12 protein-coding genes and 2 tRNA genes are annotated in these 15753 nt (G+C 66.6%); 8 read left to right on the top strand and 6 right to left on the bottom strand.

All coding sequences use genetic code 11. The features are described from left to right. Positions 1 to 353: 353 nt before the first annotated feature. From LB310_RS04390 to LB310_RS04405, 4 genes are all read right to left on the bottom strand, one after another. A tRNA-Arg gene (locus tag LB310_RS04390) sits at positions 354 to 430 on the bottom strand. A 205-nt stretch (positions 431 to 635) separates the two neighbouring features. Then, complete coding sequence (locus LB310_RS04395) at positions 636 to 803, bottom strand: hypothetical protein (RefSeq protein ID WP_157005097.1); 168 nt, start codon at positions 801 to 803, stop codon at positions 636 to 638. A 221-nt stretch (positions 804 to 1024) separates the two neighbouring features. Further along, positions 1025 to 1918 (bottom strand): ABC transporter ATP-binding protein, encoded by an 894-nt coding sequence (locus tag LB310_RS04400; RefSeq protein WP_301154618.1) that lies wholly within the window; start codon positions 1916 to 1918, stop codon positions 1025 to 1027. 1 nt (position 1919) lies between these two features. Further along, complete coding sequence (locus LB310_RS04405) at positions 1920 to 3515, bottom strand: glycine betaine ABC transporter substrate-binding protein (protein WP_301154619.1); 1596 nt, start codon at positions 3513 to 3515, stop codon at positions 1920 to 1922. A gap of 375 nt (positions 3516 to 3890) precedes the next feature. On the opposite strand from LB310_RS04405, the gene LB310_RS04410 reads away from it, so the two are divergent. Together LB310_RS04410 and LB310_RS04415 are read left to right on the top strand one after the other, a co-directional pair. Further along, on the top strand, positions 3891 to 5240 hold the full coding sequence (locus LB310_RS04410) for a citrate/2-methylcitrate synthase (protein ID WP_096227491.1): 1350 nt from the start codon (positions 3891 to 3893) through the stop codon (positions 5238 to 5240). A gap of 176 nt (positions 5241 to 5416) precedes the next feature. After that, entirely contained in the window at positions 5417 to 5866 is a 450-nt protein-coding gene (locus tag LB310_RS04415) for a MarR family winged helix-turn-helix transcriptional regulator (protein ID WP_301154620.1), read from the top strand. A 322-nt stretch (positions 5867 to 6188) separates the two neighbouring features. Here the strand turns inward: LB310_RS04415 and LB310_RS04420 are convergent, their stop codons facing one another. Continuing rightward, on the bottom strand, positions 6189 to 6989 hold the full coding sequence (locus LB310_RS04420) for a molecular chaperone TorD family protein (protein ID WP_301154621.1): 801 nt from the start codon (positions 6987 to 6989) through the stop codon (positions 6189 to 6191). Between the two features lie 184 nt (positions 6990 to 7173). On the opposite strand from LB310_RS04420, the gene LB310_RS04425 reads away from it, so the two are divergent. The 4 genes from LB310_RS04425 (at position 7174) to LB310_RS04440 (ending at position 13282) form a co-directional block, all read left to right on the top strand. Beyond that, a complete protein-coding gene (locus LB310_RS04425; RefSeq protein WP_301154622.1) occupies positions 7174 to 8313 on the top strand; it encodes a hypothetical protein in 1140 nt (379 codons plus the stop codon). Continuing rightward, positions 8310 to 11063: a molybdopterin-dependent oxidoreductase gene (locus LB310_RS04430; RefSeq protein ID WP_301154623.1), complete on the top strand. Its 2754-nt coding sequence runs from the start codon at positions 8310 to 8312 to the stop codon at positions 11061 to 11063. The genes LB310_RS04425 and LB310_RS04430 overlap by 4 nt, the downstream gene beginning before the upstream one ends. 10 nt (positions 11064 to 11073) lie before the next feature. Further along, complete coding sequence (locus LB310_RS04435) at positions 11074 to 11694, top strand: 4Fe-4S dicluster domain-containing protein (protein WP_301154624.1); 621 nt, start codon at positions 11074 to 11076, stop codon at positions 11692 to 11694. Positions 11695 to 11902: 208 nt separating this feature from the next. Beyond that, a complete protein-coding gene (locus tag LB310_RS04440) occupies positions 11903 to 13282 on the top strand; it encodes an MATE family efflux transporter (protein ID WP_301154625.1) in 1380 nt (459 codons plus the stop codon). 168 nt (positions 13283 to 13450) lie between these two features. On the opposite strand, the gene LB310_RS04445 is transcribed toward LB310_RS04440, so the two are convergent. Further along, positions 13451 to 13538 (bottom strand) — tRNA-Ser (locus tag LB310_RS04445). A gap of 234 nt (positions 13539 to 13772) precedes the next feature. Here LB310_RS04445 and LB310_RS04450 point away from each other — a divergent pair. Together LB310_RS04450 and ispE are read left to right on the top strand one after the other, a co-directional pair. Next, positions 13773 to 14324, top strand: coding sequence for a nucleoside deaminase (locus LB310_RS04450; RefSeq protein ID WP_278805717.1), 552 nt, complete (start codon positions 13773 to 13775; stop codon positions 14322 to 14324). Further along, entirely contained in the window at positions 14321 to 15496 is a 1176-nt protein-coding gene (gene ispE, locus LB310_RS04455; RefSeq protein WP_278805711.1) for a 4-(cytidine 5'-diphospho)-2-C-methyl-D-erythritol kinase, read from the top strand. Before LB310_RS04450 ends, ispE begins: the two co-directional genes overlap by 4 nt. Positions 15497 to 15753 lie beyond the last annotated feature (257 nt).

The raw sequence follows: 15753 nt of genomic DNA on the forward strand, positions 1-15753 counted from the left end.
CGTGTGTCGCGCAGCGGAGCGAAAGCGCGCTGTGGGCTTTTTGCCGAACCCCCGACCGAAAAATCGTGTCGTGTCGAAAAGGGCGCAATCAAACGCCTTCCTTTGAATCGTTGTTTAAGCGTCTTTTTCGAAGGCGGCGCCAAGCATCTTTCATCTGCTTTGGAACCAAATCAGAGCATTCTTGAGTGCGTATACAAAATCTCCATGCGTGGAGAGAGAAAATAATTTTGCAACGAAACATGGAAAGGCGTTTGAACCGAGTTAGTGAGCCAATTTCGGCAATTTTTGGTCAAAACGTCCCCGTAAAACAAAAAATCAGAGCCTAAAAATCGGCTCTGATCTGGGATGACAAGTGGTGCGCCGTGAGGGATTCGAACCCCCGACGTACTGATTCGTAGTCAGTCCCTCTATCCAGCTGAGGTAACGGCGCACGTCGAAACAGCAAAAGCTATTATGCCGGTAACCATCTTCTCTGTCAACGGCTATTTTTAAGAAGTTTGAGAAATATTTCCCGTGAAGCGTTGGGGTGAAGCGTTGGTTGCGCACAGCTTGCCGGTGCCCGAGCACCAAGCGCTGTCCGCATCGGGCGCACGCCTGATGCGGACAGCAGGAATGCAGAGACGCGTCTTAGCTGCCTACTTGGCTTCCGACCAGTTCTCGATGATCTTGGCGGACTCTTTGTTGCCCACATCGATGACATCGATCTCGTCGGACGTTTCGACGACTTCCAAGACCTCCTCGTTGCTGGGGATGACGATCTTTTCCTCGGAGCCGTTTTCCTCGGGCGTTTTCTTGTCGGACATGGTTTCTCCCATCTTTCGGACGAATGGTACGCTGGAACCAATCGTAAGGCGCCGACACGGCGAGCAAGCTCGGCATGGACATCGTTTACGTGCGCGTAGCGGAATGTTTGGGGGCGTGACAAAGGGACGGGGATAATGTCACACTCTCGGGAACTCTACTGCTTTCGAGCACAGCGGGGAGTGAGACATTATCCCCGTCCCTTTGTCACGCTCGTGCGGCCCTATCGCGCGTACACGCTCTGCTTGCGGGAGACCAGGCGGTCGACGAACTCGGTGGCGGGGCTGCGCAGGATCTCGCAGGGCGGCGCGAACTGCACGGCGTGGCCGGCCTCCATCACCAGCACCTTGTCGCCGAGGTCGAGCGCCTCGTCGATGTCGTGCGTCACGAACAGCACGGTGATGCCCGTCTGCCGGTGGATGCGCTTGATCTCGTCCTGCAGGCTGCTGCGGGTGATGGCGTCCACGGCGCTGAACGGCTCGTCGACCAGCAGGATATCGGGGCTGGCTGCCAGCGCGCGGGCGATGCCGACGCGCTGCGCCTGACCGCCCGACAGCTCGGCGGGGTAGCGGTCCATGATGTCGCGCGGCAGCCCGATAATGTCCATCCACTTCTCCACGGCCGCCTCGGTGCGGCGGCGATCGCGCTTGTTCAGCAGCGTGGGCACGTACGCGATGTTCTGCTCCACGCTGAGGTGGGGGAACAGCACGCTGCCCTGGATGGCGTAGCCGACGGTGCGGCGCAGCTCGATGGGATCGACGCTCGACGTGGCCTGCCCGTGCACGAGCACCTCGCCCTCGTCGGGCATCACCAGCGCGTTCACCATTTTCAGCAACGTGGTCTTGCCGCAGCCCGAGCTGCCGATGATGGCGACGAAAGCGCCCTCTTCGATGGCGAGGTCCACGTCGTTCACGGCCACGGCGTCACCGAAGCGCTTGGTCACGTGCTCGAACGCCACCGCGGGCGCGCACGTGTCGTCTTGGGCGGAGGCGGTACGGCATCGTCCGTCATTCCGAACGCCGTCAGCGGCTTCCCTCTTGTCGTCCCGAGCGGAGGCGGCGAGGCCGTCGGAGTCGAAGGATCCTGAGCGGCGCGTCTGCGCGGATGTTGTTTCCATGTTATATCAGCCCCTTCTCGGCCAAAAACGCATCGGCCACCGCTTTCGGTTCCTGCCCCTGCGTCTCAACGGCGTTGTTCATGCGCGCCATGTCGGTGTCGGTGATGGCTCCTTGCAACTTCAGCAGCTCGTCGCGCAGCTCGGGGTGCTTTTCCAGGGTGTCCTGGCGCACCACGTTGCCGCAGAGGTACGAGGGGTAGAAGTGCTGGTCGTCCTCGAGCACCACGAGGCGATCGTCAGCCACTTTGCCGTCGGTGGTGGATACGACGATGGCGTCCACTTTGTTCTCGAACAGCGCCTGGTACTTCAAGCTGATGTCCATGTCGCGCGTGCTGCCGAAGTCCATGCCGTAGGCAGCCTGCAAGCCGAGGTAGCCGTCCTGACGGTCGTAGAAGTCGGGCTCCGCGCCGAGCGCGAGCCCGCCCGCAACCTCCGCAAGGTCCGAGTATGTGCGAAGATCGTAGCGTTCGGCCACGTCCTTGCTCACGGCCAGGCCGTACGTGTTGTTGAAGCCGTACATCCCCACCCAGGTGAGGCCGAGCTGCGACTCGTATTCCTGCCGCATCGTGTCGAACATCGACTCGTCGTAGGTGTCCTCGTGCTTCAGCACGGCGTTCCAGCCTGTTCCGGTGTACTCGGGGTAGAGGTCGAAGTCGCCCTTCTCCATGCCGGGCTCGATGTTCGACGTACCGCCTCCCACGCCTTGCGTCAGCTCCACGGCGAGGTCGGTGTCGTGCTCGATCAGCGTGTTCAGCATCTCGCCCAAGATGTACTGCTCGGTCATGGGCTTCGTCGCGATGTTCACCACGTTGTCGCCGCCGCCGCGATTTGCGAACGCGAAGGCCCCGCCTGCGATCAGCACCACGGCCGCGCCCACGGCCACGACGGCGCCCGTGCGCCGCCGAAAGCCCGGGCCCGCACCCTTCCGCGCCCCCGCGCGCTTGCGACGGTGCGCGCTCGACGGCTCGAGGTGGCGGCGCGTCGACTTCTCGGCCAGCCCCAGCAGCAGGTCAACGACGATGGCCAGCAGCGCGATCAGCACGCTGCCCGCCAACGTCATGGCCTCGTTGCCCGTCGTGATGCCGCGGTAGATGGCCACGCCCAGGCCGCCCGCGCCGATGAAGCTGGCGATGCCGGCCAGCGCGATGGTCATGGTGGCCATGTTGCGGACGCCGCTCATGATGATGGGCGCGGCCAGCGGCAACTCGATGCGGTAGAGCAGCTGGCGGTCGGTGGAACCCATGCCGCGCGCCGCCTCTATGATGGCGGGGTCGATGGTGGTGAGGCCGGTGTAGGTGTTGCGCACCATCGGCAGCAGCGCGTACACGGTGAGCGCCACGATGGCCGTGAGGTCGCCGATGCCCGTGACGGGGATGAGGAAGCCGAACAGCGCGATGGACGGGATGGTGTACACGAAGTTCACCAGCGCGAGCACCGGTTTCGCGCCGCGCCGCCACTGGGCGATGGCAATGCCCAGCGACAACCCGATGAGGACCGCCAGCGCAATGGATATGAACGAGATGCCTATATGCTGAAGGAACAGGTCGAAAAACCAAGCGCGCTTCTCGATGAGCAGCTGGAACAGGGATGAGAGCATGGACGCCTCGTTTTCACTGGATGGGCACCGTGTCGTGCCGGCTATTTTAAGCGCTCCGACCCTTGAGCCATCGCCCGCCCTGCCGTCCGCATACGAACCGTCATTTGCCCGTCACCCCCGCTCCGTGCGCGCATCCGCCATTTCCGGTCGGACGGCGGCGCGCCCTCCTCCGCTCCGCTGACCTTCCACATGAAGATTCCCTCTGTTATTCGCCGGAAAGTGCTGTGAAGGCGTATCCCAAGGCTTTATCATACTAAAGCACGAACGGACGACCATCCGATTTCCCCGCCATTCGCTTCGCATTGCGCCCGGTCTCGCCGGGTCTCGGGCAATGCACGGCGGGAGCGGGGCCGTCCATGACGCAGGGAGGTTTGCATGCAAGAAGAAGAGAAGAAGATCGCTCTCTACGAGAATTTCAAGACCATCAACTCCATCGACCCCGCCTACTACGAGCAGTACGACGTGAAGCGCGGCCTGCGCAACGCGGACGGCACCGGCGTGGTGGCCGGCCTCACGAACATCGCGAACGTGCACGGCTACGTGGTGTCGGACAACGAGAAGATCGCCGACGAGGGCCATCTTCGCTACCGCGGCTACGACGTGTACGACCTCTTGGGCGACCAGTCCGCCGAGCACCGCTTCAACTTCGAGGAGGTGTCGTACCTGCTGCTCATGGGCGAGCTGCCCACGCGCGAGCAGCTCGACCGCTTCATCGAGGTCCTCGACGGCCAGCGCGAGCTGCCCGACGGGTTCACCGCGTCTATGATCATGCGCGACACGCCGCCCGATATCATGAACGTGCTGGCACGCACCATCCTCTTGCTGTACGCCTACGATCCCGACGCGGAGGATCGCTCGGCCCACCATGAGATCCACACCGCCATCTCGCTCATCTCGCGCCTGCCGCGCATCATGGTGCTCACGTACTACGCCAAGCGGGCCCGCTACAACAACGAGTCCATGATCATGCACCGCTTCATACCCGGCCAGTCCACGGCCGAGACCATCCTTTCCATGCTGCGTCCCGACCGCCAGTTCACGCCGGAGGAGGCGCGCATGCTCGACGTCATGCTGTGCCTGCACGCCGAGCACGGCGGCGGCAACAACTCCACGTTCACCACGCGCGTGCTGACCTCGTCCGACACCGACCCGTACTCCACGTATGCCGGCGCCATCGGCTCACTGAAGGGCTGGAAGCACGGCGGCGCGAACCACCAGGTGCTGGCCATGCAGCAGGAGATCAAGGAGAACGTGGCCGACTGGTCAGACGAGGGCCAGGTGGCCGACTACCTGGCGAAGATCGTGCGCAAGGAGGCCTTCGACAAAACGGGCCTCGTGTACGGCATGGGCCACGCGGTGTACACGAAGAGCGACCCGCGCGCCATCATCTGCAAGCAGTTCGCCGAGGGCCTTGCCGTGGGCACGGAGTTCGAGGCCGAGTTCAATCTGCTGAAGTCCATCGAGCGACTGGCCCCCGAGGTCATCCTGCGCGAGAAGGGCACGGCCAAGGATATGTGCGCGAACATCGACATGTACTCCGGCTTCGTGTACTCCATGATGGGCATCCCCGAGGATTTGTTCACCCCGCTGTTCGCCTGCGCCCGCATGTCCGGCTGGGCCGCCCACCGCTTCGAGGAGATAGTCTCCGGCAAGCGCATCATCCGTCCCGCCTACAAGTCCACCCGCAGCGGCAAGCGCGACTACGTGGCCATGGAAGAGCGGTAGGACAAGCCGCGCGGCCAACAAGGGAACGGATGCCTCATGCGAAGCATTCGCTACCGCAGGACCGGCAAGATCGGCGCTCGAAGGGTTTCGGCGCGGCATCGCTTCGGCGGTGCCGCGCCTTTGTTGTTTCTGTGGGTCGACGATTGATATATCAACGAACGTGCTAGCATGGGCGTATGAACACTCAAGACTCCATACCCGTGAATCTGGCGCAACGCCTTGTGTTCACGGTGAACCAGTATCAGGCGTATCTCTCGCGGCACCTCAAGGAGTACCGGATTGGGTCGTCGGAGTATCCCGTGCTCATCTACCTGGTGCATCGCGAGAGCGAAGGCGACGGCACGCTGAAGGTCAGCCAGAGCGACATCGCGCAGCGCCAGCACCGCGACCCGGCGCTCATCACGCGCGCCGCGCGCAGCCTTGCTGAAAAAGGGCTGATCACCGTGCATCCCGATCCTGAGAACCGCGCGCGCAACGTGCTGCGCCTCACGCCCGCGGGCCGCGAGGCGGCCGTCAAGGTGGAAGAGCTCGTTTCGGCATGGGAGGAGGAGGCCCAAGACGGCCTCGACGAGCAAGAGCGCCGCCAGCTCGGCGACCTCCTCGCCCGCCTGGAACTCCCGCGCTAAAGGGCGATCCGGGCGATCCGCCCGCCTCCTGCTGCCTGCGCGAGAACCCGCCGCGGCACGTGGCAAATTTCTCCCTGCTGCTTCAAATAATCGAACGAATATTCTGACCCTCCCTTTGACGCATAACCAACTGCAATGGTAAAAAACTACCGAATTAGGAAAGATCGCACGGTCTGACTATATGAATATTTTTATTCACCAGGCATTTTGCAGGGAAGCACCCTCAGATTCGGCCGTAAAGCGGTCCTGATCTTCCGAATTCGGTAGTTTTTTACCAACGGGAGGCGCGCTGCGCGTCAACGGGAGAATCAGAACGAATGTTTCACATGAAACATTCGGGTTGGTTGCCGCGCGCAGAGCGGGCGGCGAGCGCTTCGAGCGCGGCCCTGCCGTACGCCGTGCGCGCGTGGGGAAGCGCGGCGGTGCAGAAGGCGGCGACCCAGGGGAGGTGCTCCTGCTCGAAGGATTGCCTCTGTTGCGCGTATGCGGCGGCTGCGGGGCCGTCGCCCCGTGCGTGCGCGGCCTCCTCGGCGCGGGCCAGGCAGTCGAGAAAGGCCAGTTCGACTCCCAGGTAGTCGTCACGCTCGGCCGTGCCGTCGAATCTAACGCCGACACGCCGGTAGCTGGCAGACACATCGCCCTCGACGGCGCCTTCGCGATAGTACGCCTCGTAGGGGGGGGGCAGCGGGGCGTCCTGGCTGATGCCGCGGCAGAGCCGCGTGCGGTCTGCGGCGACGGCCCGCTGCTCCTCGGCGAGCGCATCGGCGCCTTCCACCCCGCGCGCTACCAGATCCTCCACGCGCTTGCACCAAGCGGTAAGCCCGCTGCGCCCGGCTGCATCCGCCGCCCCGGTCGTGTCCGCCGCCCCGGCCGCGCATGCCGTTCCTGTCGCTTCTGCTGCAGCCGTGACTCCTACCGCGCCCATCGCCTCGGCCGTATCGGCAGCGACCGTCGCACTAACCGTGCCCGCCGCTCCGGCTCTCTCGGCCTCGGTCCACTCCAGCAGCATCCGCGTGCGTTTCGCCAGATCGACGACGTAGGCTGTTCCCGGTACCTCTATCGGGTCCAGCAGCACGTGCGCGCCGTAGCCGTACCAGGCTGCCGCTTTCCGGGCGTCTTCCATCCTGCATCCCCTCGCTTCGCTCGTCCTTCGCTGGTGAAGAATATACGGTCATTGTCTTGACATGTCAACAGCCGGTTGCTAGGATTCACAAATGACAAGTCAATAGACATGTCAATAAGCATACCGGGTAATGGGAAGGAAGCCCGGTCTGCGCTTCCAGACGACCAAGAAGAAGGAGGGATTCATGGAAAGCGATCTGTCGAAGTCGGCCGCACAGGCGGCGACGGGAGAGCCGGGGGCTGCGATCGCGCCGCCGCCGAGGGCCGTGTGGGTCGCCGGCATCGTGCTGGCCGTGGTCGGCGCGGCGGCGTTCGCCGTGCAGATGGCGAACCAGAGCATGGCGGGAGGCTCGCACTACCCCTGGGGGTTCTACATCGCGCTGTTCTACGCTGCGGCCTCGGCCGGCGCGGGGCTGCTGATGGTTACGGGCATCGCCCGGTGGGCGGGCGCCATTGGCGCGCGCGACATGGGCGTGCTCTACGCCGTCGCATGCGCCCTGTTCGTGGTGGCATCGGTGCTCATCGTGGTCGACCTGGGCAACCCGGCGGCCATCCTGCTGACGTACGCTTCGGCCAACCCGGCCTCGCCGGTGTTCTTCGACGCCATCGTGCTGCCGCTGTGCATCGCATTCGCCGTTGCGGCCGCGCTGTTCGCCGGGAAGGGCGAGGCTGCGGGAAGGACGTTCGCCCTCGCGGGCATCGTCGCGGGGCTTGCGCTGCTGGCGGTGGAGGCATGGCTGCTCACCACGTGCAGCGGCCGCGACGCGTGGGGCGTGCTGCTGGGCGCGGGCCCGGCGCTCATCCAGGCGGCGGCGCTCGGCATAGCCATCGTCGTGCTGTGCGGCCCCGCGCGCCGCGGATGGCGCGCGCTGCTAGCGGGAGCAGCGCTGGTCATGACGGCGTCGCTCGTGTTCGACGTGGTGCTGAACCAGGGCGATGGCACCGTGCTGGGCGCCCAGTTCGCCGCCATCGCCGCTTCGCCCCTGTTCTGGGCTGCGGCCGTCATGGGCCTTGCCGCCGTCGTACTGCTGGCGCTGCCGGCCGCCTCGGCCCTCGTCGCACGGGTGGCCGCAGCGTGCGTCGTTGCCGCCGTGCCGCTGTTCAAGCTGGCCATCTTCCAAGCGACCCAATCCGTCGTGCCCCTCGCCGAGCTCGAGGCCGCCGGTGCGGCGCCGTTCGATCCGATGGAGCTCGTCGTGTTCGCGGGCGCCGTGGGCGTGGGAACCCTCGTGTACGCGGCGGCCCTGCGCATTCTCGCCGCCCGTTCCACCGCCGCCGCCAATCCGGCTGCGGCCGCCAACGCAAAGGAGGTGCAGGCGTCATGACGCTCACACGCCGCACGTTTTTCAAGGGCGCCGCAGTGGCGGGGGCCGCCGCCATGCTGGGCGCCGAGGCTGCCGGTGCCAGCCCCTGGTTCTCGCCGCTCGCGCCCGAGCAGGCGCACGCCGCCCCCGTCGAGGAGTGGAAGCCGGCCACGTGCCCGGCCTGCCACAACCCCATCTGCGGCACGCAGGTGAAAGTGGTCGACGGCGTGGCCGTGGAGATCAAGGGCGACCCGAATTCGCCCACGAACCAAGGAAGGCTCTGCCCGCGCGGCCTGTCGGTTCTGGGCGGGCTGTACCACCCGTACCGCGTGAAGAAGCCGCTCAAGCGAACGAACCCGGAGAAGGGCCTCGACGTCGACCCCGGCTGGGTGGAGATCAGCTGGGATGAGGCCCTGCAGATCACCACCGAGAAGCTGAAAGCCTGCCTGGAGAAAGACCCGCGCACGCTGTTCACCCAGACGGGCTTCGGCAACGAGGACTCGTTCAAGCGCCTGATATTCGAGAGCGCCTTCGGCACGCCGAACGGCCTGACCACCTCCGGCCCGCTGTGCGCCGACCACTTCGGCCCCATGTGCACCAAGGGCACGAAGGTCGACCGTGCCGACACCGAGCGCTGCAACTACCTGGTCATCATGGGCCGCTCCGTGGGTGACGAGTGGGGGCTCGCGCACCGCAACACCAAGGAGTACGTCGATTCGGTTGCGCGCGGCATGAAGATCGTCTGCGTGAACCCGCGCAAGACCAACGCGGCGCAAACCGGCGAATGGGTGCCCATCGTGCCCGGCACCGACGTGGCCATGTGCTGGGCGCTGGTGAACGTGATGTTGTACGAGCGCCAAGACGTCGACGAGCACTTCCTCAAGGTGCGCACGAACGCGCCGTACCTCATAGAGGACGTGCCCGAGGAGCTCAAGGGCACGAAGGTGTGCTTCCAGGACTATGCGCGCGACGAGGCCACGGGCAAGCCGCTCGTGTGGGACGAGGGGGCAGCCGCGGCAGTTCCGTTCGACACGTCGTCGGGCGAGACGTACGCCCTGTTCGGAGAGTACGCGGTGGGCGGCAAGAACGTGAAGACCTGCCTGCAGCTCATCAAGGACTACACGGCGGATATGACGCCCGAATGGGCGGAGGAGATCACGTCGGTGCCCGCCGACACCATCCGCCGCATCGCCAACGAGCTGGTGGACCACGCGCTCATCGGCTCCACCATCGAGCTGGACGGCGAGACGTTCCCGTTCCGTCCCGCCGGCGTGCTGGCGCCCGGTCGCGGCTCGAACTCGAATCCGCTGAACGTCGAGCTGTTCAAGGCCATCGAGGTGGTGAACGAGCTGCTGGGCTGCATCGACGTGCCCGGCGGCATCCTGGGCCTCGAACATGGCGACCTGCACGTGATGGACACCGACGACGACGGCATGCTGCTCCCCCCGGCCTCCGACAACTTCAGGAACCAGGCGGTGGGCCAGGAGAAGCTGTCGTTCCCGCCCAAAAGCTACAAGCTGGAGTGCTTCTATCCCCACGAGCTGCACGTGATGCAGCTGGTGTGGCGCGCCGCGCTCGACCCGGAGAGCTACTACCTGGACTACAAGCCCGAGGTGTACATGGTGCTGGGCGGCGGCAACCCGCTGCGCTCGAACTCCAACCCCGAGGCGGTGGTGGAGGTGCTCAAGCAGATCCCCTTCACGTTCACCATCTCGCTGTGGATGGACGAGATGACCCAGTTCGCCGACGTGGTGCTGCCCGAGCACCACGCGCTCGAGCGCTACGCGCTGTGGAATGCAAGCTGGATATCCAACAAGAGCGCGTCGGACTACGTGAAGAGCCTGCGCGTGCTGGAGGCGCGCAAGCCGGTGGTGGAGCCGGTGTTCGACACGCGCCAGCAGGAGGACCTGCTGATCGAATGGGCGTCCCGCCTGGGCATCCTGCCGAAGATGACCGGCATCGCCAACAAGGGCTTCCAGGGGAAGTTCCTGCCCGGCAAGCCCGGCGGCATCGCCGACGAGTACGCGCTCAGCCCCAAGGAGCCCTACACGTACGCCGACGTGTGCGAGCGCAAGCTGAAGACGCAGTTCGGCGAGCAGGGCTGGGAAGCGGTGAAGGAGTGCGCGGTGGTCGGGTACACGCAGCCCGACGTGAAGTCGGGCTATATCTGGCACTGGCATCCCGAGAACGCGTACCGCGTGCCGCTGTACTTCCGCTACAACGCCCGCAGCGCCCAGATGCTGCGCGCGCTCGTCGAGGAGAACGGCATCGAGTTCCCGCACGCCGACCTGGACGAGGTGCTGCGCCAGTACTCGGGCGCACCGGTGTTCTTCGAGTTCGAGGGCATGCACCCCACCGAGGAGTTCCCGCTCAAGGTGCTCCAGTTCAAGACGCACTTCCAGGTGAACGACTCCACGGGCTTGTCGTACAACCACTGGCTGCACGACATCGAGCAGCGCTTCGACCCTCATCTGAAGAAGGTGCTCGTGGCGCCGTCGCGCGCCGACGAGCTGGGATTGGCCGAAGGCGACCAGGTGGTGGTCGAGTCCATGTACGGCGGCAAGACCACGGGTGTGCTGCACCTTTCCGAGATGATCCATCCCTCCACGCTCGCCATCTCGGGCAAGTGGGGCGCGAAGGGCGCGGGGCTCGTCGACTTCGCGCACGAGGGGCCGCACTACAACACGCTGCTCAACGACGACGAGCGGGACATCGGCTTCATGATGGGCAACTTGAACAACTCGGTTGCCGTCAGGGTCTACAAGGCGTAAGGGGGACTTTATGAGATACGGAATGGTCATCGACCTGCGGCGCTGCGTGGGATGCAACGCGTGCACGGTCGCGTGCAAGCAGTCCAACGGCACGCCTCCCGGCATGTTCTACTCGCATGTGTCGCTGCGCGAGGAGGGCGCGTACCCGAACGCCACTGCGCGCTACACGCCCATGCTGTGCGGGCATTGCGAGGAGGCCGCCTGCGTGTCGGTGTGCCTGACGGGCGCGTCGTACCGCGACGAGGCCGGCGTGGTGCGCGTCGACCACGGGAAGTGCATCGGATGCAAGTACTGCATCGCCGCCTGCCCTTACGAGGTGCGCTCGTTCCTGAGCGAGCGCATAGAGGGGTACTTTCCCGGAAGCGGCCTGACCGAGCAGGAGCGGGTCATGTACGGAGGCTTCGAGGTCGGCAAGGTGTACAAGTGCGACTTCTGCCGCAGCAAGGGCTACACCGACGGCATCGGGCCCTCGTGCGTGCGTGCCTGCCCCGGCGATGCGCGCGTGTTCGGCGACCTGGACGACCCCGAAAGCGAGGTGGCCAGGTTGCTGGCCGCCGAGCAGGTGCGGGTGCTCGGCGAGGAGTACGGTACGAAGCCGAACGTGTACTACGTCGCGCGTTCGGGAGCATAGCGAGCCCGAGGGCTCGAACCTCCCCGATCCGTCTTCCCGCCCCCTCCGCGATGGCCGGGCGCTGCACACCGTGCGGCGCCCGGCCTTGCATATGCGGGGAAAGCCGGTATCATAGGACATGGCATTGACATGTCACTATTGAACGGGGAGAGCGGCAGACGGGGGAGCGATGGGACGGCCCGGCAGGAGAGAAAGCGCTTCGGGGCGCATGGCGCCCCGCGCCGCCGTGCGCATGGGCTCCGATCCCGTCGGGCGGCTGCTGGCGCGGTTCGCCGTCCCCGTGGTTGCGGGGCTTCTGGTATCGCGCTTCTACATCCTCGTGGACGGTATGTTCGTGGGCCAGGCGCTGGGCTCGGCGGGCGTGGCCGCGACCGCAATAGCCATGCCGTTCGTCACGCTGCTGAACGCCCTGGTCATGCTCATCGGCGACGGGGGCACTGCCGTGGTCGCCCTGCGCCTGGGCGCCGGCGAGCGGCAGGGGGCGGCTTCTGTGCTGGGGAACGCCTTGGTAATGCTCCTCATCCTGGCCGTCGTGCTGGGGGCGACCGTGCTGTGGTGGGCCGATCCGCTGCTGGGGCTGGCGGGAGCGTCGGGGGCGGTGCTCGGGCAGGCGAAGACGTACCTGGTCGTCACCGTGCTCGGCACGTTCGCGCTGGGCTTCTCGCTGGGCATCGACACGTTCCTGCGCGCCGCGGGCTTCCCGAACCGCACGCTGCTGGTGCAGGTGGCGGGTGCGCTGGCGAACATCGGCTTGGACTACGCGTTCGTCGTGGCCTGGGGCTGGGGCATAGCGGGCGCGGCGTGGGCGACGGTGCTGGGGCAGGGGGTGTCCCTGGTCGTTACGCTGGCGCTCCTGTTCAAGCGCGACATGCCGTTCCGCCTGCGCGTGCGCGACCTGCGGCCCGACGCCCCGCTCATGGGGCGCATCGCGCTGCTGGGCATGCCGTCGTTCATCGTGCGCGGATCGGATGCCGCGCTCAACCTGGTGATGAACGCGCTGATCGTGGGCTATGGAGCCGCGACGGCTATCGGCGGGGACGACGCGCTCGCCGTGTCCGGGGCCATCAACCGCGTGCTGCAGTTCGCGCTGGTGCCCGCCATCGGCATTGCGGTGGCGGCGCGCCCGCTGGTCGGCTTCAACTACGGCGCGGGGAACCGCGTGCGCGTGCGCGCCATCGTGAGGGTGGCCCTTGCATCAGGCGCGGCTTGCCTGGCGGCGGTATGGCTGCTGGTGGAAACAGACCCGGCGCTGCTCATGGGGCTGTTCGGCTTCCACGGGGAAACCGCAGCGTTCGCGGCGTGGGCGCTGCGGGTGTCGCTGCTGGCCATGCCCATCCTCATGGTGCGCATCACGGGCACCAACTACTTCCAGGCCATCGGCGGTGCGAACAAGGCCATCCTGCTCACGTTCTGCCAGCAGGTGGTGTTCCTGCTGCCCTTCATCGTTGCAGCGCCCCTGGTGCTGCCGCAGCTGACGGGCGCCACCCCGCTCGAGTCGGTGTTCTGGGGCATGCTGGCCTCCGACGTGGCCTCGACCGCCCTGGTCGCGGTGTTTTTGCTGCGCGACCCTGCGCTGCGCAGGGCGTGACGGCGACGTGCGCGCCGGCCCGCGCCCGGTTGGCCGTCGCAGTAACCGGCGGGCTGCCGCAGCACCCGCCCGGCCGGCCGCGCAATACCTGCTCGGACGACGCAGTAACCGGTCGGCCGCCGCAGAAAAAAGCGCCCGGAGCCGCTGGCTTCCGGGCGCGTTGCGCTCTGGCGGAGGAAGTAGGATTCGAACCCACGGACGCGTGAACGTCAACAGTTTTCAAGACTGCCGCCTTCAACCACTCGGCCATTCCTCCGCGATGGGGGATGCGGGCGCTGACCGCGAGGGGCGCTCCGCACGGCAATGTTTCACGTGAAACATTTGTTCGCCGCATGCGCTTTTCGAAAAGAGGTTCCGAAAAGCAAGCAAAGGATACCATATAATAATCCGCATGAACGACGAAGACAACAGAGCCGACGCTCCCCGTTGCGAACCTGCGGCCTCCGCGTCCCGAACGTGCAGGCCGGAGGAGGCGGCGGCGCCGAGCGGCCTGACGGCGCAGGAGGCTGCCCGTGTTTCCGCTCATTGGCGGCCGCGCCTTTCCGACGAGGACTATATGCGCCTGGCGATCGACGAGGCGCGTCGCGCCGAAGGGCTGGGCGAGGTGCCCATCGGGGCCGTGGTGGTGTACGAGCCCATCGACCCTGCGACTCGCCGCCCCCTGGCCGAGCCGCGGGTGATCGCGCGAGCTTGCAACTTGCGCGAGACGACGTGGGACCCGGCGGGGCACGCCGAGTTCCTGGCCATGCGGCAGGCGTCGGCCGTCCTCGGCGCGTGGCGGCTTGCCGGCTGCACGGTGTACGTGACGCTGGAGCCGTGCATCATGTGCGCGGGCCTCATGCACCAGGCGCGCATCGACCGCTGCGTGTACGGTGCGCCCGATCCGAAGGCCGGCGCGTTGGGAACGCTGTACCGCATCAACGAGGACGAGCGGCTCAACCACAACTTCGCCGCGGCGCCCGGTGTGCTGGGCGACGAGTGCGCGGAGATGCTGCGTGCGTTCTTCGCGCGCAAGAGAAGGAAACGAACGGAGCCCCGATGACGAACCAGAACGAAGAGAACCTCCCCGGCACCCACGTGTCCGACGCTCCCGAGGGGGCAGCGTCTGCCTGCTCCAACCCGGGACGGCAGGCAGACGCCGCAGGCTCGCAAGCTCCCGCCTGCCCGGCTTCGGCGCGGTCGGCAGCTGCGAACCCGCAGCCTGCAGCCGGCATGCCCGCGAGCGACCCGCATGCGGTGGACATGCTGGCGGCGGCGCGTGCCGCGCAGAAGGTCGACGAGGCGGCGTTCGGCGGCCCGGGAGCCGTCAAGGTCATCGCGCCTGCCAAGGTGAACCTGTTCCTGGGCATAGGGCAGCGGCGCCCCGACGGCTACCACGAGGCCCTGAGCGTCATGCACGCGCTCACCATGCACGACGTGCTGCGCATGCGGCTGGCGCCCGCGCAGCCCGAAGGCCCCGCCGGCCTCTCCATCGCCCTCGACTGCCGCGTGGCCGAGGGACTGCCCCCGCTCGATGTGCCGCCCGAGGACAACATCGTGAGCAGGGCGATCCGCCGGCTCGCCGAGGCAATCGGCCGCAGCGGGCGCGAGCAGGTGTCCGTGCTGCTGGAGAAGCGCATCCCCTCCGAGGCGGGGCTGGGCGGCGGCTCGTCCGATGCCGCCGCGGCTCTCGTGGGTGCGGCACAGCTGTGGGGGCTGGCCGCCGACGACCCGCGCATAGAGGAGGTCGCGCGCACCCTGGGCGCCGACGTGCCGTTCTTCCTGCACGGCGGATGCGCCGTTCTGGACGGCGCGGGCGATGCGTTCGTGCGCGAGCTTGCGCCCATGGGCTCTCCCGTGGTGCTGGTGAGGCCTGCGGGCGGCGTGTCGACGGCTGCCGCGTACCGGGCGTTCGACGAGTGCCCGGTGCCTGTGGCCACATCCGACCGCGACGCGGCGCTTGCCGCCGCACGCGCCCAGGACGTGCCCCTGCGCAACAACCTGGCGGCCGCCTCCGAGTCGCTGCTGCCCGCGCTGGCCGACGTGCGCGCGTGGGCCGAGGCGTGCCCGGACGTGCAGCAGGCCCTCATGTCGGGCAGCGGGTCGGCCGTGTTCGCGCTCTGCGACACGTTCGAGGCCGCCGGTCGCGCTGCCGCCCAGGCCCGTCTGCGCGGCTGGTGGGCCCATGCCACGACGTTCGGCCGGGTACGCGCCGCCGCCGTCCCTTCCCGCTGAGCGCACCCGCCGGAGCCGCGCCTCCCGCTCCGGCCCGACGGCGCCGTCCCGATTGCAACCAGCCCGCAATCTGCCCCACCGGCGCCGTCCCGCCTATGACCGTGAGCCGTCCTACCGCGGCCCGCCCCGACTGGCTGCTGCTCCCGCCGCCCGCTATGGCCCGAAAGGGGGATGCAGCGCTCCGCTGTCCGCCTACGGCTCGTACTAAAGAAGGATGCCCTGGGTTACAGATTCAATCTATGTTCCCCATACGTGAC

The sequence above is a fragment of the Gordonibacter sp. RACS_AR49 genome (assembly GCF_030418435.1).
GTDB classification, from domain to species: domain Bacteria; phylum Actinomycetota; class Coriobacteriia; order Coriobacteriales; family Eggerthellaceae; genus Gordonibacter; species Gordonibacter urolithinfaciens.